The following is a 22,623-nucleotide window of genomic DNA, read 5'->3' on the forward strand; positions in this document are numbered from 1 at the left end:
CTGCTGACCTTTCAATTGATATCCTGACTAGCAGGCGACAGGCCGCCTGGCTGTCCGGGAGGGTAAATGAAACTCAACAATAAAACGAGGCACAAATAATTCCTGTGCAAACGTTTTTCAATAGGCTTGAGTTTCAAATCGTCTCGAATTTGACGGTAATGAAATTCTGCGCTGCAGGCCCGGCCGAAATCGATTCGAGTACCGTCGTCGAACGCATGGACATAAGTCATGTGCTGCAGGTCGTGCAAGCCCTTCAAGCCCAACGCGATAACGGCCGACTGGGTAAAGTCCCGTCTCGAACGCATCGAGACGACTCGACCAAGACGAATCGCAGCACCACTCAGCCGAACAAAAAGAAGCAGCGTGAGTTCACGCAGGCCAATGCCACAACATCAGTTACAGCGTAGGTCGCATCAGCGGTCGCCTGGTCGGCAGTATTCGCGTTCGCCGCAGCGATGGCTTCAATTGCGGCGGATATTGGGCCCGCGACAATGGCACCCCAATAGGTGGTTTCGAGCAGAGTCGCAACATCTTGCACATAGCTTGCGTAGCCTTGCAGGGTATTTACGCTCGCCCCTCCTGCAACCAAGTCGGAACCCGTTTGAGTCAGCGCCACGCTATTTGAGACCAATCCTGCCGCCCCAGCCGCTTGAATGTAGTTAATTTTTTCACCTAGTTGTGTTCTCTGTCAAAATAACCAAAACTCTGATTACTATCCGGGCACCCGCAAATATCGCTGCGACGCATGCTGCAGGCCACAAGAAGAAAACCCTCATCTCTCCAGAGTTGTTGTGCGTAGCGAAGCGCGCTAATTTTGGATGGCGATGGATTCTAAATATCAAAACAATAATTGATGCCATCGCGGCAATGAATCTGAGCCACATTGTACCCGCACCATCTCGGCCAACGTGGTGACCATCAACGAATGCCCTATAATAGAAAAATATTAAAATTACTGCAATCAGAGCCAAATCAATTAAGTCGCCGATAAATTTCTTCTTATTCATTTTCAATAAACCCCTTGCAAGCCGTTTTCCTGCAATTAAAATTAGATCTCGCGACGCGCCGATTTTGCGCCGACGATCGTTTTTCACCAGTGTTTAATTAATGCTCGCGACGGCATGAATTTTCGCGAACTTCTTCCGGATGGCCGTGGTATGAAAACGGATTGCCAGCGAAGAATGGTATGGCCGGGTAAAAATAGGTTTTCTATTCGACGGGTGATTTGTCGAAATTTATGGACAAGAGACCGAAAGATCGATCTTATATAAGAGTCGTCGCCCATTGCACTGCTTCCCCGAATTTCCGCTATTTTCTATAATATTCAGCACTTTCGTCAGTTAATGCAATGGGTGGTGACTTTTCAAGAAATCGTTAACCCCAGTTTAAATATAACCAATACAGATTGAAAGGTGGTAGTCAGATTTATATGGCTGCCCGGTCGGTCATACCTGCGTCTGACGAGAGGCCGCACCACGGGTGGGATAAAGGTTTGGGGAGTCGTGAAAAAAATATCTGACGCAAACGTTTTTGGGGGATTTAATTTTTTCGATGCCTATTCGGGTGTTCAGTCCCACCGGAGCGGCCGGGAAGTTATGTATGGCTGAATTAATTGCCGATTTAAATTGCGGAGAACTACCGCGGGCTGGAGTGGGGCTCAACCCGTGAGGTAGCGACGCCCGAGCACGTCAAGCCAGTTTACTTCAGGCCCCAAAAGGGGCTCGACGAGGAATCGGCACTCGACCATCAGGCTATCTGGCCATCTCCGGAACAGCTGGTCGGCTCACATCAGCAACCGGTAATCGAAACGCGTCGCCAAGTACAGCCTACCCCACGTCACGAACACTAAAAAGTAACGACTCGCAGAGGATTTCGACGGATGTCCGCGGACCACCATTTCCCCCAAAAACCCTTATCCGACGGGGCTTAGCCGGATTCCAACGCACCTCGCCGCACCACCCCGACAACCATCACAATTCATTTAACTTTCCGTGAGGACTTCGACACCGGCCGCTGCCTACGATAGGCGCATGTTTTCAGGACCTGCTTCCAGGAGCCCATCATGCCCACCCGCAGACATCTGCTGTTCGCCGGCGCCACCGGCCTCGCCGCGCTCGCGGCACTGTCGTCCGCCGGCCGCCGCGCGCTGGTCGGCCGCGCATTCGCCGCGCCGCCTGCCGGTCGTTTTGAAGTCACGTACAGCGACACCGAATGGCATCGCCGGCTCACGCCCGCCCAGTACACGGTCCTGCGCGAAGCCGGCACCGAGCGGCCGTACAGCAGCCCGCTGAACGACGAGCACCGGCACGGCACGTTCGCGTGCGTCGGCTGCGACCTCGCGCTGTTCTCGTCGGCCACCAAGTTCGACAGCCATACGGGCTGGCCGAGCTTCTGGAAGCCGCTCGACCACGCGGTCGGCACCGACGCCGACGCATCGTTCGGGATGGTCCGCACCGAAGTGCACTGCCGCCGCTGCGGCGGCCATCTCGGCCACGTGTTCGACGACGGCCCGCAACCGACCGGCCTGCGCTACTGCATGAACGGCCTCGCACTCGCCTTCCACCCGGGCACCGCCTGATCCGGCCCCACTCCCGACCGACTGGAGAACGCACCATGCTGCTCATCGTCCTTGCCTATCTCGGCGGCGTGCTCACGATCCTGAGCCCGTGCATCCTGCCCGTGCTGCCGTTCGTGTTCGCGCGCGCCGACCAGCCGTTCGTGCGCAGCGGCCTGCCGCTGCTCGCCGGCATGGCGCTCACGTTCGCCGTGGTCGCGACGCTCGCCGCCGTCGGCGGCGGCTGGGTCGCGCAGGCCAACCAGGCCGGTCGCTGGATCGCCATCGTGCTGCTCGCGGTGTTCGGCCTGACGCTGCTGATGCCGCGCTTCGCGGAACACCTGACGCGCCCGCTCGTCGCCGCCGGCAACCGGCTCACCGGGTTCGCGCAGCGCGACGGCCGCCCGGCCGGCCCCGCGTCGTCGCTGCTGCTCGGCGTCGCGACGGGCCTGCTGTGGGCGCCGTGCGCGGGCCCGATCCTCGGGCTCGTGCTGACCGGCGCCGCGCTGCGCGGTGCGAGCGTCGGCACGACGCTGCTGCTCGTCGCGTATGCGGCCGGCGCGGCGACGTCGCTCGGCGTCGCGCTCGTGATCGGCGGCAAGGTGTTCGCCGCGATGAAGCGCTCGCTCGGCGCCGGCGAATGGATCAAGCGCGGGATCGGCGCGGCGCTGCTGGCCGGCGTCGGCGCAATCGCGCTCGGCCTCGATACGGGTGCGCTCGCACAACTGTCGACCGTCACGACGGGCGGGCTCGAGACGAAGCTCGTCGACCGGCTCGGCGGGCGTTCGAACGGCGCACCTGCAGCGACGGCCTCTACGGGCAACGCGGCGGGCAACGCAACCGGCGGCGCGATGATGGCCGCGACTGCCGACGTCGGTGCACCGGCCGGCAGCGCGATGATGCGCGCGGCCGACGCGACACCGGCCGCGCTGCCCGTCGAAGGCACGCTGCCGTCGCTCGACGGCGCCGTGCAGTGGCTGAACTCGCCGCCGCTGACGGCAGCCGGCCTGCGCGGCAAGGTCGTGCTGGTCGATTTCTGGACGTATTCGTGCATCAACTGCCTGCGCACGCTGCCGTACACGAACGCGTGGGCGCGCAAGTACGCGCCGTACGGGCTCGTCGTGATCGGTGTGCACGCACCGGAGTTCGCGTTCGAGCGCGACATCGGCAACGTGAAGAAGGCCGTGCACGACCTCGGCATCGACTACCCGGTCGCGATCGACAACGGCTATTCGATCTGGCGCGCGTTCGGCAATGAATACTGGCCCGCGCACTACTTCATCGACGCGCAAGGACGCATCCGTCATCACCACTTCGGCGAAGGCGAATACGCGCAGTCGGAGCGCGCGATTCAGTCGCTGCTCGCCGAAGCCGGCCATCCGGAAGCGCTGAAGGTGCCGCTCGGGCTCGCCGGTGCGCCCGCGAAGGGCGCGCTCGCGGCGGCCGACAGCGCGGACGTCCACTCGCCCGAAACCTACGTCGGCTATGCACGCGCGGAGGACTTCACGTCGCCGGGCGGCGTCGTGCGCGATGCGGCGCACCGCTACGACGCGCCGGCACATCCCGATCTCAACGACTGGGGCCTCGCCGGCACGTGGCAGGTCGGCGCCGAGCGCGCGTCGCTCGCCGCACCGGCCGGCCGGATCGTCTACCGCTTCCACGCGCGCGACCTGCACCTCGTGCTCGGCCCGGGCGCGAACGGCCAGCCCGTGCGCTTTCGCGTGACGCTCGACGGCGCGGCGCCCGGTGCCGCGCACGGCGCCGACGTCGACGCGCAGGGCTACGGCACCGTCACCGGGCAGCGCCTGTACCAGCTTGTCCGGCAGCCCGGCGCGATCGCCGACCGCACGTTCGCGATCGAGTTTCTCGATCCTGGCGTCGATGCGTACGCATTCACTTTCGGTTGAGCGCGGGTGCCGCCGCAACCCGACCGCCGCCGTCCCCAACGCATTCCGAAGGAGCAAAACGATGAACCCGACACCCAACCACGATTCCGCACCGCGCCGGCGCGCAGCGATGCTGCGCCGCATCGGCGCCATCGCCGTCGCGGCCGCCGCCGTGTTCGGCTACCAGCGCATCGTCAATTCCGCCGAGCCGATGCGCACCGTGCCCGCACCGACGCTCGACGAAACGCCCGGCGCGGCGCACGACGAGACGGCCGTGCTCGCCGGCGGCTGCTTCTGGGGCGTGCAGGGCGTGTTCGAGCACGTGAAGGGCGTGAAGCAGGTCACGGCCGGCTATGCGGGCGGCGCGTCCGAAACCGCGCACTACGCGCTCGTCGGCTCGGGGCTGACGGGGCACGCGGAATCGGTCCGCATCGTCTACGACCCGACGCAGATCACGTACGGCCGGCTGCTGCAGGTGTTCTTCTCGGTCGCGCACGACCCGACCGAGCTCAACCGGCAGGGCCCCGACGAAGGGACGCAGTACCGGTCCGCGATCTTCCCGACCACCGCGCAGCAACGCGCGGTCGCGACCGCGTACATCGCGCAGCTCGGCACTGCGCACGTGTTTCCGGCGCCCGTCGTCACGCGCGTCGAGGCATACAAGGGGTTCTACCCGGCCGAGGCCTATCACCAGAACTACCTCGAACTGCATCCCGACGCGCCGTACATCGCGTTCAACGACCTGCCGAAGGTCGCCGGGCTGAAGCAGCACTTCCCGGCGCTGTACCGCATGGACGCCGTGCTGTGGCGCGATGCCGGCTCGTGACCGGTAACCGTCAACCGGCCGCATGACGGGGTGCCGCCCGCCGCGCGGCCGGTTGCCGCCGCACACCGCCTTCGGCCCGTTTTGCGCTGCATCAACGAAACCCCGGCCGCCGTGCCGAGGCAAACCCGCATCGCGTCCGCCGCACCGGGCAACTTCGCGTAGACTTCTCCAGATTCCCGCCGCATTTGCGGCGCCCGGACCACCCGCCCAGCCAGGAGGCGTCACGGATGCGCGCAGTGCCCATGCCTGACAGCAACACCCTCGAAGAACCGTCCACCGGCGCGGTCGTGCGCGACCTGCGCCGCGTACCTATTCATCCCGATCACTGGTACCCGCTCGCGTGGTCGCGCGAGCTGAAGCGCGGCAAGACGCTCGGCGTGCGCTTCGCCGGCGATCCGATCGTGCTCGTGCGCACCGAATCCGGCGCCGTGTATGCGCTCGAAGATCGTTGCGCGCACCGCCAGGTGCCGCTGCACGCGGGCGTCGTGAGCGGCGAAACCTTGCGCTGCTGCTATCACGGCTGGACCTACGCGTGCGACAGCGGCCGCTGCGTCGACGTGCCCTACCTCGGTCGCGAACGCTTGCCGAACGGCGTGCGCGCGTATCCGTGCCGCGAAGCGCACGGGCTGATCTTCGTGTTCCCGGGCGACGCGACGCTCGCCGACGAACGGCCGTTCCCGGCGCTCGAATCGGCGGACGACCGTGCGTACAAGACCCGCCGCTTCGGCCGCGAGGTCAAGTGCCACTACTCGTTCATGCACGAGAACCTGATGGACATGAATCATCAGTTCCTGCATCGCAAGCAGATGGGGCAGATGCGCGCGCGCTCGGTGGGCCGGCGTCGCGGCGACGACTGGGTCGAGGTCGACTACACGTTCGCGCGCATGGAAGGCAAGCAGCCGGTCGGCGAGGCGCTGGTGTTCGGCGCGAGCAAGAAGCCGGCCGACCAGGCCGACAAGAGCGTGATGACGGTGCGCACCGGCTACCCGTATCAGACGCTGCAGATCCGTTCGAGCGAAGGCACGCTCGTGATGGACCTGTGGATCGTCTACGTGCCGCTCGACGCGGAGCAGCGCACCAACCGCACGTTCGGACTGCTGTCGATCCACAAGCCCGGCATACCGTTCGCGCTCGATCTCGCGTGGCCGCTGCTGGTCTGGTTCACCGAACGCATCTTCCGCGAGGATCGCTGGATCGTCGAGCGCGAGCAGGAAGCACACGATCGCCAGGGCGCCGACTGGAACCACGAGGTGTTTCCGGTCATCAACGAACTGCGCGACCTGCTGCGCCAGTGCGGCGCGCGCACCGTGATCCCGATCCGCGAAGCGAACGAGCGCGGGTAACGCGGCGGCCGTCGACGTTGACGCGGCATTGTCCCGACACGATCACGACAATCGCTCAGCCTCGACTTCCGGGTCGAACATTGCAGCGTCCCCGTGCGTCTGGCGTTCGAAACGCCGCGCGAGCCGATCGAACGCCAGATAGACGACCGGCGTCGTGAACAGCGTGAGCAATTGCGACAGGATCAGCCCGCCGACGATCGCGATCCCGAGCGGCACCCGCAACTCGGCGCCCGCGCCGTGTCCGATCGCGAGCGGCAGTGCGCCGAACAGTGCGGCGAGCGTCGTCATCATGATCGGCCTGAAGCGCAGCACGCAGGCCTGGCGAATCGCCGCGACCGGCGCGAGACCCTGCTCCCGCTCGGCCACCAGCGCGAAGTCGATCATCATGATCGCGTTCTTCTTGACGATGCCGATCAGCAGGATGATGCCGATCATGCCCATGATCGACAGGTCCTGCCTGCAGAGCAGCAGCGCAAGCAACGCACCCACCCCCGCCGACGGCAGCGTCGAGATGATCGTGAGCGGATGGATCGGGTTCTCGTAGAGCATCCCGAGCACAAGGTATACGACGACGAGCGCAGCTAGAATCAGGTACGGCTCGCTCGCGAGCGATGCCTGGAATGCCTGTGCCGTGCCCTGGAAGGTGCCCGTGAGCGTGTCCGGCTTGGCCGCAGCCGCCTCGGCCGCGCGAATCGCCGTCACGGCATTGCCGAGCGATTGCCCCGGCGCGAGGTTGAACGAGATCGTGACCGACGGGAACAGCCCCTGGTGGTTCACCGAGATCGGCGACACGTTGTTCTCGATGCTGACCAGCACGTTCATCGGCACCAGCTCGCCGGTCAGCGGGGAACGCACGTACAGGTGCGCGAGCGCGTCGGTCGTCAGTTGAAATGCCGGATCGACCTCCTCCACCACGTGGTACTGGTTCAGCGACGTGAAGAGCGTCGCGATCTGGCGCTGGCCGAAGGCGTCATAGAGCGTGTCGTCGATCGCCTGCGCGGTGATGCCGAAGCGCGACGCGGTGTTGCGGTCGATCACGAGCGTCGCGCTCGTCGCCGACGCCTGCTGGTCGGACGTCACGTCGGTCAGCTGCGGCAGCGTCGCGAAGCGCTTCGTCAGCCGCTGCGCCCACAGGTTCAGTTCCTGGACGTCCGCGTCCTGCAACGTGTACTGGTATTGCGCGGCGCTGATCCGCCCGCCAACCTGGATGTCCTGCCGCACCTGCATCGACAGCGTGATGCCCATCACCTTCGCGACCTGCGGCCGCAATCGCGCGAGCACCTGCGCCGCGCTCGCCGTGCGCTGGCCGAACGGTTTCAGGTTGATCATCATGCGGCCCTGGCTCACGGTCGGGTTCGGGCCGATCCAGTAATACGCGTTGGCGACGGCGGGATCGGCCTCGACGAGGCGGCCGAGCTGCTGCATCTTCTGCGCCATCGCCGGCGGCGAGATGTCGGGCGCCGCCTGCGCGACGCCCATGATCAACCCCGAATCTGCCTGCGGGAAAAAGCCTTTCGGCATGTAGACGAACAGCGCGGCCGTGAGCGCAACGGTCCCAACGGTCACGGCGAGCATCGTCTTGCGATGCGCGAGCGCCCAGTCGAGGCCGCGCTCGTAACGGCTTTCGACCGCGACGAACGCGACTTCGAGCCAGCGTTCGAGCGTGCGCAGCCTGCCGCCGTCCGAGCCCGGCGGGCGGATCAGCCAGCCGCACAGCATCGGCGTCACGGTCAGCGACACCAGCGCCGACATCACGATCGCGACGCTGACCGTCACCGCGAACTCGCGGAACAGCCGGCCGACGATGCCGCCCATCATCAGGATCGGAATAAACACGGCGATCAGCGAGACCGTCATCGAGACGATCGTGAAGCGCACCTCGCGCGCGCCGAGCAGCGCGGCGCGCAGCTTCGGCACGCCTTCCTCGATGTGGCGCATCACGTTCTCGATCACGACGATCGCATCGTCGACGACGAAGCCGACCGCGATCGTGAGCCCCATCAGCGACAGGTTGTCGAGGCTGTAATCGAGCAGGTACATCACGCCGAACGTCGCGACCAGCGACAACGGGATGGTGAAGCTCGGTATCACCGTGGCCCAGACGTTGCGCAAGAACGCGAAGATCACCATCACGACGAGCGCGATGGTCAGCATCAGCGTGAATTGCACGTCGTGCACCGACGCGTCGATCGTCTGAGTCCGATCGCCGACGACGCGCACGTGCGCAGCCGCGGGCAGCGATGCTTCGAGCTGCGGCAGGCGCGAGGTGATGTTGCGGATCGTCGCGACGACGTTATAGCCGGGTTGCTTGTGCACGTCGATGATGATCGCGCGCTCGTGCTGCAGCCATGCCGCCTGCTGCGTGTCCTCCGCCGCCTCGATCACCGTGCCGAGATCGTCCAGCCTGACCGGTGCGCCGTTCTTGTAGGCGACGACGAGATTCCGGTAGCCCGCCGCCGACGTGAGCTGGTCAGTTGCATTGAGCACGACCGAGCGGTCCGGCCCGTTGAGGTTGCCCTTCGGCGCGTTGACGGTCTGCACGCCGACGATCGAGCGGACGTCCTCGAGCGTGAGCCCGCGCGCCGCGAGCTTGTCCGGGTCGATGCGAATCCGCACCGACGGCCGCTGCTGCCCATGGAAATCGACGAGACCGACGCCCGGCATCTGCGAGATCTGCTGCGCCAGGAAATTCTCCGCATAGCTGTCGAGCTGTGTGAGCGTCAGCGACGGCGAAGTCAGCGCGAGCGACAGCATCGTGAAGTCTGCCGGATTGACCTTTTCATAGGTCGGCGGATTCGGCAGGTTCTTCGGCAGCGTGCCGCCCGCCGCGTTGATCGCGGTCTGGACGTCCTGCGCCGCGCTGTTGATGTCGCGAGACAGGTCGAACTGGATCGCGATCGACGTCGTGCCGAGCGAGCTCGACGACGTCATCTGCGTGATGCCGGATATATTCGACAGCTGTCGTTCGAGCGGCGTCGCCACCGAGGTCGCCATCGTGTCCGCGCTCGCGCCCGGCAGCTTCGCGACGACCTGGATGGTCGGAAAATCGACCTGCGGCAGCGGCGCGACGGGCAGCATGAAGTACGCGACGAGCCCGACGAGCAGCACGGCGATCGCGAGGAACGACGTCGCGACGCGACGCCGGATGAACAGTTCGAGCAGGCTCATGACGATGCGTCCAGCGTCGCGGCCGGCGCGGGCGCAGCGGCCTCTTCGCGCGCGCCGACGAGCTTCGCCGCAACCGCCGTGCCTGGATTGAGGCGGCTCTGGCCTTCGAACACGATGAGGTCGCCGACGGCGACGCCGCCCCGGATCTCCGTCATCCCGTCGACCGCGACACCCGTTTGCACCGCGCGCAACCGCGCCTTGCCGGACGCGTCGATCGCATAGAGCTGCGGGCCGGCCTGCGTGTTGACGATCGCGCGGCTCGGCACCGCGACGCGCTGGCGGTCGGTGCGCAGCAGTACCCGCGCGTTCACGAGTTCGCCCGGCCACAACTTGCGGTCGGCATTGGCGAACGCGCCCTTCAGCTTGATCTGGCCGGTGGTCCGGTCCACCTGGCTGTCGATGAAGCTCAACGTGCCCTGCGCGAGCGGCTCGCCGCCCGCGCGTGCGGTGACGGTGACGGGCAACGGCGCCAGGCCCTGACCGGCCAGCAGGTCGGACAACACGTCCTGCGGCACCGAGAACTGCACGTCGATCGGCTCCATCTGCGTGACGGTCACGATGCCCGTCGCGTCGCCCGGATGGACGATCGCGCCGATGTCGGCCTCGCGCGCGCCGGCCCGCCCGGCGAACGGCGCGGCCAGCGTCGTGAAGCCGAGCTGCAGGCGATCGTTCTGCACGATCGCGGCATCGGCGGCGACCGTCGCCGTCAGCGCCTTGACCTGCGTGCGCGCCGTATCGACGCTTTGCGTCGTGGCCGCACCGATGCCGACCAGCTTCGAATAGCGCTCGAAATCGAGCTTCGCATTCTCGAGGCTGGCCTGGTCCTTGTTCTGCGTCGCCTCCGCCTGGCGCAGCTGCGCGGTGAGCGGCCCCTGGTCGAGTTGCGCGAGCACCTGCCCGGCCTTGACATCCTGCCCTTCGGCAAACAGCACACGCTGCAGCTGGCCGTCGACGCGCACCTTCACGTCGACGGTATTGCGCGCCTGCACGGTGCCGACCGCGACGGCCCGGATCGGGAAATCGGCCAGCACCGGATGCCCGGCGGTGACGGGCACGGCCGGCGTGGCGGCCGGCGCGACGTGCTTCGGCCATTGCCACCATGCGACCAGCGCGAGCGCAGCGGCGACGCCGACGACGAGCCGCGACGAGAAGCGGCGGCCGTGCTGCGGCGGCTGTCGCGGGGGAAGATCGGCGATGTGATTCATGGCGCGAGGGAAGACGATGGAGTGATGGGCGACGCGGCGGGAACGGCCGCGCTCGCCAGGGCGGGCGGGGCTTGCGTCGTGCCGAAACCGCCGCCGAACGCGCGGAACAGCCCGACGGACGCCTGCAACCGGGCCAGACGCGTCTGCACGAGCGCGTCTTCAGACTGATAGCGCGTGCGCTGCGTATCGAGCACCGTGAGGAAATCGACCGTGCCGCTGCGGAATTGCGCGTCGGCCAGCTGCGCGGCCTTGCGGGCCGCGTCGGCGGCCTCCTGATCGGCGGCCTCGACCTGCTGCTGCTGCGACGCAACCGTCAGCATGTCCTCGACATCCTGGAGTGCGGTGACGATCGTCTGGCGGTAATCGGCGACGCTCTTCGCGGACGCCGCCTGACTCGCATGCAACTGGCCACGCAACGCGCCGCCGTCGAAGATCGGCGCGGTCAGCGCGGCGGCCACGCTTGCGAACGGACTCGACAGGAAGTGAGACAGCGCGCTGCTGCTCAGCCCGCCGTCCGCCGTCAGCACGAGGTTCGGAAAGAAAGCGGCGCGCGCCGCACCGACGTCATAGTTGGCCGCCTGAAGCCGCGCTTCCGATGCGCGGATGTCGGGGCGCGTATCGAGCAGGCTGGCCGGCAGGTTCGGGTGCGGCTGCGGCACCGGGATGCCGGCCAGCGGCGCCGCCGTCACGTCGAAACCCTCCGGCGCCGAGCCGACGAGCGTCGCGAGCAAATGCAGGTTCTGATCGAGCTGCTGGCGCAGCGCCGGGATCGTCGCCTGAAAGGTCGCGAGCGCGTTGCGCTGCTGCTGCACCTGGAGCTCGGTCGCGACACCCGCCGCCTGCTGGGCCTGCAGCAGCGCGAGGATCCGCGCGGCGTTGGCCGAGATCGACTGCGCGAGCGCCACGCGTTGCCGCAAGCTCTGCACCTGGAAATACGTGTCGACGATCGACGCGGTCAGCGTCAGCGCGACGGTGTCGCGATCGAAGCCGGCGGCCTGCGCCAGTGTGTCCGCCGCGTTCGCGTTGGCGGCGTTGCGGCCCCAGAAATCGATCTCGTAGCTCGCCTCGGCGAACAGGCTCTGGCTGCGGCTCGAGCTGCCCGAGCTCGACGAGCCGCTGCTGCCGCTACGGTGATGGCTGCGATCGAACGTGCCGTTCAGGGTCAGTGACGGAAAGAGCGGCGCGCCGGCTTTCTCCGCATTGGCGCGCGCCTCGTCGACACTGGCGAGCGCCGACGCGAGCGAATAGTTGTGCTGCAGCCCGCGCTCGACGAGCGCGTCGAGCGCGGCGTCGCCATAGGCGCGCCACCAGCCGCTCGCGACCGGCACCGTGCCGGCGAGCGACGACTGCGCGGTGTCGTTCCATGCAACGGGCGCAGGCGGCGCCGGACGCTGGTAGGTCGGCACGAACGAACAGCCTGCCAACGAAGCCGCCAGCAACGTAACGGCAACCAGACCTTGAAATGGCACCTGCCATGGGGTGCGCCGGGGTGGCGGACCGTCCAACCGAAGCATCGATCGATTCCCTCGCAACTATTACGCGACGAGAATAGCGATGCGTACCTGTCCGGCCTTTCGCTCGAAGATTAAATAAATTTAATGGCTGGCGGCATGCGGCGTGAGCACGCTCAGGCATCACCTTGCAGCATGTAGCCAGCGCCGACGACGGTATGGATCAGCGGCTGCGCGAAATCGCGGTCGACCTTCCCGCGAAGCCGATGCACATGCATGTCGATCACGTTGCCGCGCGGCTCGAACTGGTAGTCCCAGGCCGCCTCGAGCAGCATGCTGCGCGTCACGATCTGCCCGGCGTGCCGCATCAGGCATTCGAGCAGCAGGTATTCGCGATGTTGCAGCTGCAGGTCGCGGCCGCCCCGGCTCGCCCGGCGCGTACGCCGGTCAAGCGACAGGTCGGCCACGCGCAGCGCGTCCTGCAGCCGCGTGCGGTCGGTGCGCCGTGCGAGCGCTTCGACACGCGCCAGCAACTCCGAGAACGCGTAGGGCTTGGCGAGGTAGTCGTCGCAGCCGGCGCGAATCCCGTCGACGCGGTCGCCCAGTCCCGCGATCGCGGACAGCATCAGCACCGGCGTCGCCCGATCCTGCTCGCGCAGGCACCGCACAAGCTCGACACCGTCGAGCCCGGGCAGCTTGCGATCGGTCACGATCACGTCGTAGATGCCTTCGCGCGCGAGCGCGAGCCCGAGCGCGCCATCGCCCGCGGTGTCCACGACGTGGCCGCTCTCCGTCAGGCCGCGCGCGATGAACTGCGCGCCGCGCGCGTCGTCTTCGACGATCAGGATCCGCATGCTGGAACGAATTAGGTTAAATTAATTTCATGTTGGCGCGAACCGGGTGTTGGACAAGCCGGCGCATACTGCCATCGCGTAGTGTACGCTTCGCGTCCGGCCGGCAGACCTTCGGCGGCCGGGCACACTTCCCTGGCGGATTCCTCATGTCAAACGTTCTGGTCGTCGAGGACGATCATCAGACCCTCGACGAAATCGTCTGCGCGCTCACCGATTACGGCTGGGTGGTCGAATCTGCCCGGACGGGGCGCGACGGCCTCATGCTCGCCGTCGCGAAACAGTACGACGCGATCGTGCTGGACCGGATGCTCGCCGGCGGACTCGAAGGTCTCGGCATGCTGGCGGCCATCCGGAGCGCCGGCGTGACGACGCCGGTGCTGATCCTGAGCGCGCTGTCCGCCGTCGACGAACGAGTGCGCGGCCTGCGCGCCGGCGGCGACGACTACCTGACCAAGCCGTTCGAGTTCATCGAACTGACGGCCCGCCTCGACGCGCTGATGCGCCGCCGCGACGGTCCCGTGAGCGCGGTGCAGGAATATCAGGTCGGGCCGCTCTCGCTCAACCTCCTGACCCGCGAAGTCGCGTGCGCCGGGCGGCCCGTCGCGCTGCTGCCGCGCGAATACCTGCTGCTCGAATTCCTGATGCGGCACGCCGACCAGACCGTGAGCCGCACGATGCTGTTCGAGGCCGTCTGGGGCTATCGCCTCGATGAGCGGACCAACGTGATCGACGTGCATGTGAGCCGCTTGCGCAAGAAGCTCGATCCGACCGGCAGGCTGTCGCTGATCCAGACCGTGCGCGGCTCGGGATATACGCTCCGTGCAGCTGACTGACCTCCACCGCACCACCAGCTTCCGGCTCGCGACGCTGTTCCTCGCGATGTTCGGCGTCGTCTCGGTCCTGCTGTTCGCCTACCTGTACATCGAGATCACCGGTTTCGAGACGGAGCGCGTCGACGACTGGCTGATCCGTGAACACGCCGCCACCGTACGCGACGACCACGCCGACCTGGCCGCGCGCTTCGCGCACCAGAGCCAGTTCGATCCCCGCCAGCAGCGGCCGTTCGGCCTGTTCGATGTGCAGGGCAAGCACCTCGCGGGCGGCTACGTGGGCGACCGGCCGCCGATCCCGGTATTCGACCAGCCGTTTCCGATGCGGCTGACCCTGGGCGGCGACCGCCACGCGCCGGGCCGCTGCATCGCCACGCAGTTGCCGGACGGCCGCACCGCGCTGCAATGCCAGAACACGCGCGACCTCGATCACTTCGACGAGGAGCTGCTGCACGTGCTGGTGACAGCCGGCCTGCTGATGCTGCTGACGGGGCTCGTCGGCGCCGCGATCGTCGGCGTCGGCGCGGTGCGGCGGCTCGACGCCGTCACGCACTCGATCGAGGAGATCGTGTCCGGCAACCTGAGCCGGCGCCTGCCCGTGCACACGAAACACGACGACGTCGGACGGCTCGTGCACGTCGTCAACGGCATGCTCGACGAGATCGAGCGGCTGATGCACGAGGTCAAGGGCGTATGCGACGCGATCGCGCACGACTTGCGCACGCCGCTCACTCGCCTGCTCGCGGGGCTCGAGCGCGCCCAGCGGCGCGCACGGTCCGAGGCCGACTATCGTGCGGCGATCGACGACACGATCGCCGAGACGGGCAGCATCCTGCACACCTTCAATGCGCTGCTGCGCATTTCCGAGATCGAGTCCCACGCGCGCCAGCAGAGTTTCGCCCGGGTGGATCTCGCCACGGTCACCAACGACGTCGTCGAATACTACGAACCCACCGCCGAAGACAAGCGCGTCACGCTCGACTACCGCCGGGTGCAGGACGGTCCGCTCGAACTGCAGGGCGACCGCAACCTCCTGTTCGAAGCGCTGGCCAATCTCGTCGACAACGCGATCAAGTTTGCCCCGGAAGGCGGGCATGTGTCGATCCAGCCGTTTCGCGACGCGACGGGCATCGGCATCACGATCGCCGACGACGGCCCCGGCATCCCGCCCGAGGAACGGCAGACGGTGCTACGGCGGTTCTATCGCGCGGAGGCGAGCCGCCATACCCCCGGCAGCGGTCTCGGGCTCAGCCTCGCCGCCGCCGTCGCGACGATGCATGGGATGGCGCTGCGCTTCAACGACGTCGCGGCCGGCTGCAGCGTCACGCTGCTGGTGCCGCGCGGGCGGAACGCAGTCTCTCGCCGGCCGGCGCCGCGCGAATGATGCGGTTCGCGTCGAAGGCGGCGTCGATCGACGCCTGTCGGACCTGAAACTTCCGGCATGACGTCATGGCTTCTGCCAACGCCGACATCGGGCGGCCGTGACGCGACGGAGACGATGCATCACCGGCCGCGGCCGCTCAGTGCAGCGTACGCAGCGCCTCGTCGACGAACGCATTGGTATAGGTCCGATCGACCTTCACCGACGCATAGGCCGGATTCGCCGCAGCGAGTACCTGCCACTCCTTCGTCGCGCCGTCGTCCGGCATGCGTCCATCGTTCGCGAACATCGGGATCTCCTCCTTCAGCACCTTCAGATACGCAGCACGGTCCTTGCCGCTGATCTCCGGCGGAATGACGGCCATGATCTGCTCGGGAGAATGCGAATTGATGTACTGCAGCGTGCGCACGAACGCGCCGGCCAGATGCCGCGCAATCTCCGGATGCGCCCGCACCCGTGCGCTCGACATATAGACCGTGCTCGACGGAAACAGCGAGCCCAGACTGCGGCGCGTGCCGTCGACCGACGTCAGGTCCGCGAACACCGTCGCCACGCCTTTCGATTCGTAGACATCCCCGTCGGGCGTCGGCGCGACGACGAAGTCGGCCGTGCCGTTACGCAGCGCGTCGACGTTCTTGTCCTTGCCGTCCGTCCCGAGCCGCGTGTAGTCGCCGATGCCGTGACCGCCCGCCAGCACGAGCGCATTCGCGACCGTGCTCTTCGACGAACCGGCGCCGCCCGCGATGAAGCGCGCGCCCTTGAGATCGGTCACGCCCGGGTATTTCTCCTTCGCCTGATTCGCGACGAGCACCTTCGCGCCCGGCGTCACGCCGAGCGTGACGACCGCCTCCGTATCGATGCCGTGCGCCTGGTTGACGACGTTGTGATGGTAATAGGCGACCACCGCGTCGACCCGACCGTCCTTCAGCATGTCGGCAGTCGATACGTCGTCGCGGATGTTCATCACGGTCACGGTCGCGTTGCCGTCGTTCAGGTAGCCGAGGCGCTCCGCGAGCACGACCGGGAAATTGCGGATGGCCTTGATCTCGTCGACGAGCAGGACAATGCGCTGCGGCGACGCATCGGTTGCGGGCGCGGCCGGTTCGGCGGCGCCTGCCTGCGCGCCGAGCAGGCAGGCGCAAACCACGGCGAGTGCGAGTTTTTTCATCGGATGCTCCTGTGAGCGGACGGGTTATTGATTCACGGCGACGGGATCGGCGATCACCACCTGTTCTTCGGCGCGGACATTCTTCTTGCTGTCGCTGATCGACTTCCATTCGGGGTTGTGCTTCAGGCGTTCGCGAACCTTGTCCACCACGGCCTCGCGCGCGCTGAGCGCCGCCTCGTCCTTGTACTGCAGGATCACCATCGCGCTCCACGGGCGGCCGGCCGGGAACTGGCTCGTGTAGAGCGCATAGCCCGACAGCACGCCCTCGTCCATCCATCCGTTGAACTGCGGAATCACGTAGGCGTCCGCGTACTTCTCGTAGTCGCCGGCCGAAACGAGCGTCTTGTACGGGATGACCACGTACACGGGATTCGGCGATTTCGCATCAAGCGCCGCCGCACGTTTGGTATCGACCGGCGTCGTACGAATCGAAGTCGTCACCGCGAGCGCCTTCCCGGACAGCGCAGCAGGCCGCGCCTGCTCGACCGTACGCCAGCGGTACAGGTCGTCCGGGGTCGCGAACGTCAGCAATGCCATCGCGTCCCAGTTGTCCGAATCGGCATAGCGGTTGAACAGCAGGCTGTATTGCCTGATCCGCCCGTCGTGCTTCCAGCGCGCGAGTTCAGGTGCGGTCGACTGCTCCAGTTCGTGGCGTAGCGCGGGCCGATTCGCAGGCGCGGTCTGGTAGGTGATGATCAACGACAGCGCGCCGTTGTCCGACGGTTGCGCCGCCCATGCGGCGCCAGCATGCGGCATGGCGGCCTGCACGACGACGACGATGGCGATGGCGAAGAGACGGCCGATGGCCCGAATCGAGAGGGGTTTCATGATGGCTCCGTCAAGGATGAGCAGGGTATGGCTTGTGCGTGGCGTCAGAAATCGATCTTCGCGACCGCCTTCACGCTGCGGTCCATCCCGGTGCCGAGCGTGCCCGTCTGCACGGAGTTCCAGTAGCGCTTGTTGAACAGGTTGTCGACGGCCAGCCTGAAATCGACGTGCTTGCCGGCGATCCGGGTCGTGTAGCTGGCGCCGAGCGAGTAGATGGTGTAGCCGGGGATGTATCCCTGGTTCTGCGGATTGACCGGGCGCTTGGTGATGAACGATGCCCGCACGGACAGCGACAGGCCGGGCAGCCAGAGCGGGCGGTGCGTCAGCGCAACGTTGCCGACCCACTTCGGCGTGTTTTCCGGCACGAGCCCCTTGATCGACATGTCGCTCACCGGGTTCTGCACCGCGTGCATGTACTGGATCGCCTCCGACAACGACCACTGGCGCGAAATCTCCTGCGTGAGCACCGCTTCCGCGCCCCGGTATTCGATCGTGCCGTCGTTGCTGAAGATCTGCGTGACCGAATTGGTCACCGCATTGGCGCGCTTGATGTCGAACACGGACGCGCTGAATTGCAGCCACCGGAAGTAGTGATCGCGCACGCCGATTTCGTACTGCGTCGACACGGCCGGCGCGAGGACCTGGTAAGCGTTCTTCGCGTTCGCGGGTGCGACGCCGCCATCCTCGAGGCCTTTCATGTAGCTGGCGAACAGCGTGGTGGTCGGCAGCACGTCGTAGAGGATCCCGAATGCCGGCGACGCGACCCAGGTCGACGACGACACGAAGCCGTCGTTCGCGGAAGACCGGCTCTCGCGAAACCCGATCAGGAACTTCCACTTCGGGCCGACGCCGACGACGTCGTAGGTATAGAGACCGGTATCCGCGTTGACTTGCTTCGGCAGCGACGTATTGGGCCGGGTCGGCACCGGCGCGGGCAACGGAACGGGATCGAAGATATTGACCCGGACCGGCAACACGATCGTGTTTTGTGCGGGCGTCTCCGCGATCCGCTCGCTGCGCGACACGCCGAACGTGATGTCGTGCGTGAGCGGGCCCGTGGAGAACTGACCGAGCAGTTCCACCCGCTTGTACTTGTTGAAGTAGACCTGCGTCACCTCGCTGACGGTCGGGATGCCGCCCGCCCCGGTGAACACGTTGTAGCCGCCGATCCGCGTCGTCAGGCGCGAGCGATCCGAATCCGACTGGCCGATTTCGGCGAGCACCTTCCAGCCCGGCGCGATGTCGTAGTCGACGCGCCCCTGGACGTTTGTCGTCTTCGCGGAGAATACCGCCCATGGGCCCGAGATCAGGTTCCTCGGATCCGGCACGCGCGGCAACGTAATGTGTCCTTTGACTGCTGTCGGCAGGCTGATGCTGCCCTGCTCGACGACCTCCTTCCGGTATGTCTCGACATCGAACTGGAAGTGCAGGCGGTTGGTGACCTGCCAGTCGGCGCCCACGCTGCCGAACCAGCCGCGTCCTTGCGCGCCATGCACGCCGTTCTCGAGATGCGTGTCCGACGCGTTCACGCGGATACCGAACTGTTTTTCGCTGCCGAACCGATGGCTCACGTCGGCCGCGACACCGATCTGCCCGAACGAGTTGCCAAGCAGCGCGAGCGATGCGACGTCCTTGTCCATCGGCGCGCGCTTCGTCACCATGTTGAGAATGCCCGCAGGGCTTGCGACGCCGAACATCAGCGCGTTCGCGCCCTTCAGCGTCTCCACGCGCTGCTTGTCCTCTGCCGGCACCGACATCACGTTCGCGGTCGGCAGTCCGCCGTTGAGCCGGTAGTTCGCGAACAGGTTGACCTTGATGCCACGAATGCTGGCTGCGTCGGCGGGGCTGCCCGACGAGTTGGTCGGCGCGACACCGGCCTGGTTCTTGACTGCGTCGGTCACCCCTTCCTGCGCGGTCTGCAGCGCGCCGGCGCCCGTCACCTCCTTGGTCATCGGCAGCGATTCCTTGTTGCCGAGCGCCTGCGCGTCGAGTCCCGCCGCAACGACCGACGTCGCCGGCTCGAGCTGCCTCGGTTCATAGAGCGCCGCCGCGTCGCGGATCCGTTCACGCAATTCGTCGCGGATCTTCTCGGCCTTCTTCACGAGCGACGCCTGATCATCGCCGGCGCGGTACGGCATCACGACGCCAAGCGCGCCGATCGTCCGGCCGCCGGCATCCAGCAACGGCAACTCCACTTCGAGACGATCGCCGTCGTGGCCGACCTCGAGATGAGGTTTGCCGGTCTCGATCACGCGCCGATCGTCCGCGTCGGCCGGTTTGCCGATTCGCCCGATGTTCGACGCGACGATCGGATAGTCGCCATCGCCGCCCGGACGCGCGGCGTGCAGCGCGAGCACCATCACGTCGCGGCGTTTGCGGACCACGTCGTCGACGAGCGTCTGCGCGTAGGGATTCGACGGAATGCCCGGGTGCGCGAGCACCGGATCGAACAGCTCGCTGCCGTAGCGGATCTGCCGGCCCAGCTCGTCGCGGATCAGCGCGCCCGCGCGGATCAGCGCTTCCTTGTCGAGCCCCGATCCGGGCGGATACGGGAACGTCACTTCGACCTCGCCGATCACCTTGCGCGTGACGTCAAGCAGCGGCAGATGCACCTCGACGTTCTGGTCGGCCAGCTTGTTCACCTCCACGAACGGCGTGCCGGTTCTGATCACGTCGAGATCGTCGGGATCCGATTTCATGCCGACCCGGTTCGCCGATTTCGCCGCGACGATCACGTTTTCCGTCCCGCCGGGAGGACGCATGTGAAGATCCAGCTCGACGAGTTCCGGGTGCAGCGCGACCGTGCGATCCACCAGCTGCTGGGCATAATCCTTCGCGGGGCCCTGCCCGGGCACCTGCGCATTCTCGCGCGGGCCGCTGTCGACCTGCGCGTACAGCGCCGGGGAAAACAATGCCAACACGGCCATTGCCACCATCGTTCTTCTGATCACGGTCTCCTCCAGGTTGCTTGCATTATCCGTCTTCGTTCCGGTCCGGCGGCGACGTCCTCGCCTGCCGTCCGGTCAGATATCCAGCACCAGCAGATCCCCCTTCGCGCGCGAACAGCAGGGCGTGAAATGCCCGTGCCGCTCCCGCTGCACAGCCGTCAGCACGCAGTCGAGATGTTCGACTTCGCCGGCAATCACCCGCGTGACGCAGGTGCCGCAGACACCCTGCTCGCACGACGTCGGGATCCTGACGCCGTGTTCGGCCAGTGACGCGGAAACGGACCGATGCTCAGGAATCCGGTACACCTTGCCCGTGCTGGCGAGCTGTACGTCGAACGCACGTGTCGTCGCAGGCTTTCGGGCATTCGACGCGAAGCGCTCGCAGTGCAGTTGCCGTTCGGGCCAGCCGCGGTTGCGCGCGGCGCACAACACCGCATCGATGAAGCCGGCCGGCCCGCACACGTACAGATGCGTGAGAGGCAACTGGCTGTCGAGCACGCGTTCGATATCGAAACGTTGCTCCGCGCGTCCGTCGCTGAAGTGGAACCTGGTCCGGCCAGCGAACGGCGCGCGTGCCAGCCGCTGCACGAATGCGGCACGCGACTGCGAGCGTGCGCAGTAGTGCAGCTCGAAATGGGCATGGCGCCGCGCGAGCCGCTCCGCCATGCCGAGGATCGGCGTGATGCCGATGCCGCCCGCGAGCAGGAGCGAACGCTTCGCGGTCTCGTCCAACGCAAAGCGATTGACCGGCGCCCCGATCTCGAGCAGATCGCCTTCGCGAACCCGCTCATGCATGGCCGTCGATCCGCCGCGCGAATGCTCGACGCGCAGCACGGCAATCAGGTAGCGGCGCCGTTCGCGCGGATCGCCGCAAAGCGAATACTGGCGCACGAGGCCATCGTCGAGATGCACGTCGATATGCGCGCCGGCCGTGAACGGCGGCAGCTTGCGCCCTGCCGGATCCGTCAGTTCGAACGCACACACGCCGTCGGCTTCGATGGTCTTCTTCGCGACGCGCACGGTCAGGCGCACATCGCTCGCGGCCGGACGCCGCATGCGTCGCAGAGCGTTCCGGATGCCCGTGTACGCGAGCACCGGTACCGCCAGCGCGCCGAACAGCAGGAGCAACTGCCCGAACATGCCGCCGATCGCGCCGGTGTGCCACGACAATGCCCAGAAATACAGCTTGTGTCCGACGCTGCTCCGCGCATACGGAACGAAGCGCAGCACCTTGCCCGTGTAGGCATCGATGAACAGCATCGTTCGCGCATTCGGATGCGGCGCGTCGCGATCGATCAGATACATCTCGACCGGGTCGCGCGGTTTCGCGGGGATATGCAGCAATGCATCCTGCGGATCGGGCGAAAGCGACTGCGCGGTGCGCCAGAAGCTTTCGAGCGCTTGCCGCTTCGCGCCGTGCGCGGGCACCTCCGACTTCGGCGGCCTGGCGGGCCGCGGTGATCCGACGACCCCGTAGATGCCCTGCGCGTACCAGTCGAACGCCCATGGCAATCCGGTCAGCACCATCGACAGCAGGATCGCGCCCGCATAGGCACCGGCCGTCCGATGCAGCCGATACGCAAACGCCTGTCCACGCGCACCGGCCCCGAACGCGAACGCGGCCCGCCAGCCGTGACGCGAGCGCGGCCACCAGAGCATGACGCCACCGCCGATCATCAGTATCCCGAACAGGATCGCGCTCGTGCCGGTAATCAGGCTTCCGTGCTTCATGAAACGAAACCGATGGATCTGCTCGATGGTGCCGAGCAGGCCGCCGTACCGCGCACGTTCGCCCAACACTGCGCCGGTGCAGGGATCGAGGTAGACGAAATGCTGGTCGGTGAAGCGAACCATCGCGGACGGCATGCGCGCTGCTCCGCGCTTGCCCGCGACGAGCCGGATGTAATCGAGCATCGCCGCAGGCCGTGACGCGGCGGCATTCGCGGCCAGCGTATCGAGCGGCACGCGCGCGGTGCAGGCCGGCACCGTCAGCAGATTGCGATCGAGCACCGGCTCGAGGTCGGGGCGGAATACGATCGATGCACCCGTGATCGCCATCACGAGAATCACGACGCCTACGGTCAGACCGCACCAGCGATGGACCTGCATGACGAGAGGACGGAAAGCGGGTTTCATGGCGTTGCCCGAGCGACGGCTGTTCATGTCCATCATCTTTGTAGG

16 protein-coding genes are annotated in these 22,623 nt (G+C 66.3%); 6 read left to right on the plus strand and 10 right to left on the minus strand.

Going from position 1 to position 22,623, the window contains the following annotated elements:
- Positions 1-340: 340 nt before the first annotated feature.
- Positions 341-616 (minus strand): hypothetical protein, encoded by a 276-nt coding sequence (locus CUJ89_RS37940; RefSeq protein WP_152036704.1) that lies wholly within the window; start codon positions 614-616, stop codon positions 341-343.
- Between the two features lie 52 nt (positions 617-668).
- A complete protein-coding gene (locus CUJ89_RS37945) occupies positions 669-1,007 on the minus strand; it encodes a hypothetical protein (RefSeq protein ID WP_152036705.1) in 339 nt (112 codons plus the stop codon).
- A gap of 1,055 nt (positions 1,008-2,062) precedes the next feature.
- Between CUJ89_RS37945 and msrB the strand changes: the two genes are divergently transcribed.
- The 4 genes from msrB (at position 2,063) to CUJ89_RS36480 (ending at position 6,609) form a co-directional block, all read left to right on the plus strand.
- Positions 2,063-2,578 (plus strand): peptide-methionine (R)-S-oxide reductase MsrB, encoded by a 516-nt coding sequence (msrB, locus tag CUJ89_RS36465; RefSeq protein WP_114182262.1) that lies wholly within the window; start codon positions 2,063-2,065, stop codon positions 2,576-2,578.
- Positions 2,579-2,613: 35 nt separating this feature from the next.
- Positions 2,614-4,461 (plus strand): cytochrome c biogenesis protein DipZ, encoded by a 1,848-nt coding sequence (locus tag CUJ89_RS36470; RefSeq protein ID WP_114182263.1) that lies wholly within the window; start codon positions 2,614-2,616, stop codon positions 4,459-4,461.
- A 61-nt stretch (positions 4,462-4,522) separates the two neighbouring features.
- On the plus strand, positions 4,523-5,266 hold the full coding sequence (gene msrA, locus CUJ89_RS36475) for a peptide-methionine (S)-S-oxide reductase MsrA (protein ID WP_114182264.1): 744 nt from the start codon (positions 4,523-4,525) through the stop codon (positions 5,264-5,266).
- Positions 5,267-5,493: 227 nt separating this feature from the next.
- Positions 5,494-6,609: an aromatic ring-hydroxylating oxygenase subunit alpha gene (locus tag CUJ89_RS36480; protein WP_114182265.1), complete on the plus strand. Its 1,116-nt coding sequence runs from the start codon at positions 5,494-5,496 to the stop codon at positions 6,607-6,609.
- 42 nt (positions 6,610-6,651) lie between these two features.
- Here the strand turns inward: CUJ89_RS36480 and CUJ89_RS36485 are convergent, their stop codons facing one another.
- The 4 genes from CUJ89_RS36485 to CUJ89_RS36500 form a co-directional block, all read right to left on the minus strand.
- Positions 6,652-9,777 (minus strand): efflux RND transporter permease subunit, encoded by a 3,126-nt coding sequence (locus CUJ89_RS36485; protein ID WP_114182266.1) that lies wholly within the window; start codon positions 9,775-9,777, stop codon positions 6,652-6,654.
- On the minus strand, positions 9,774-10,982 hold the full coding sequence (locus CUJ89_RS36490; protein ID WP_114182267.1) for an efflux RND transporter periplasmic adaptor subunit: 1,209 nt from the start codon (positions 10,980-10,982) through the stop codon (positions 9,774-9,776). Before CUJ89_RS36490 ends, CUJ89_RS36485 begins: the two co-directional genes overlap by 4 nt.
- Positions 10,979-12,496 carry an efflux transporter outer membrane subunit gene (locus CUJ89_RS36495; RefSeq protein ID WP_114182268.1) on the minus strand — a complete coding sequence of 506 codons (1,518 nt, stop codon included), beginning with the start codon at positions 12,494-12,496 and terminating at the stop codon, positions 10,979-10,981. The genes CUJ89_RS36490 and CUJ89_RS36495 overlap by 4 nt, the downstream gene beginning before the upstream one ends.
- A 113-nt stretch (positions 12,497-12,609) precedes the next feature.
- Positions 12,610-13,287, minus strand: coding sequence for a response regulator transcription factor (locus tag CUJ89_RS36500; protein WP_114182269.1), 678 nt, complete (start codon positions 13,285-13,287; stop codon positions 12,610-12,612).
- 146 nt (positions 13,288-13,433) lie between these two features.
- On the opposite strand from CUJ89_RS36500, the gene CUJ89_RS36505 reads away from it, so the two are divergent.
- On the plus strand, positions 13,434-14,120 hold the full coding sequence (locus tag CUJ89_RS36505; RefSeq protein WP_114182270.1) for a response regulator transcription factor: 687 nt from the start codon (positions 13,434-13,436) through the stop codon (positions 14,118-14,120).
- Positions 14,107-15,501, plus strand: coding sequence for a sensor histidine kinase (locus CUJ89_RS36510; protein ID WP_114182271.1), 1,395 nt, complete (start codon positions 14,107-14,109; stop codon positions 15,499-15,501). Before CUJ89_RS36505 ends, CUJ89_RS36510 begins: the two co-directional genes overlap by 14 nt.
- Positions 15,502-15,637: 136 nt before the next feature.
- Here the strand turns inward: CUJ89_RS36510 and CUJ89_RS36515 are convergent, their stop codons facing one another.
- From CUJ89_RS36515 to CUJ89_RS39005, 4 genes are all read right to left on the minus strand, one after another.
- The gene (locus tag CUJ89_RS36515) at positions 15,638-16,666 is read right to left on the minus strand and encodes an ABC transporter substrate-binding protein (RefSeq protein WP_114182272.1); all 1,029 of its coding nucleotides are present in this window, start codon (positions 16,664-16,666) and stop codon (positions 15,638-15,640) included.
- A 24-nt stretch (positions 16,667-16,690) separates the two neighbouring features.
- Positions 16,691-17,494, minus strand: a complete 804-nt coding sequence (locus tag CUJ89_RS36520; protein ID WP_114182273.1) for a hypothetical protein — start codon at positions 17,492-17,494, stop codon at positions 16,691-16,693.
- 44 nt (positions 17,495-17,538) lie between these two features.
- Complete coding sequence (locus tag CUJ89_RS36525; RefSeq protein WP_236655112.1) at positions 17,539-20,445, minus strand: TonB-dependent siderophore receptor; 2,907 nt, start codon at positions 20,443-20,445, stop codon at positions 17,539-17,541.
- A gap of 72 nt (positions 20,446-20,517) precedes the next feature.
- Positions 20,518-22,578, minus strand: coding sequence for a PepSY domain-containing protein (locus CUJ89_RS39005; RefSeq protein ID WP_114182498.1), 2,061 nt, complete (start codon positions 22,576-22,578; stop codon positions 20,518-20,520).
- Positions 22,579-22,623: the final 45 nt, after the last annotated feature.

Origin of the sequence: Burkholderia pyrrocinia (genome assembly GCF_003330765.1) — a bacterium.
Lineage (GTDB): Bacteria > Pseudomonadota > Gammaproteobacteria > Burkholderiales > Burkholderiaceae > Burkholderia > Burkholderia pyrrocinia_B.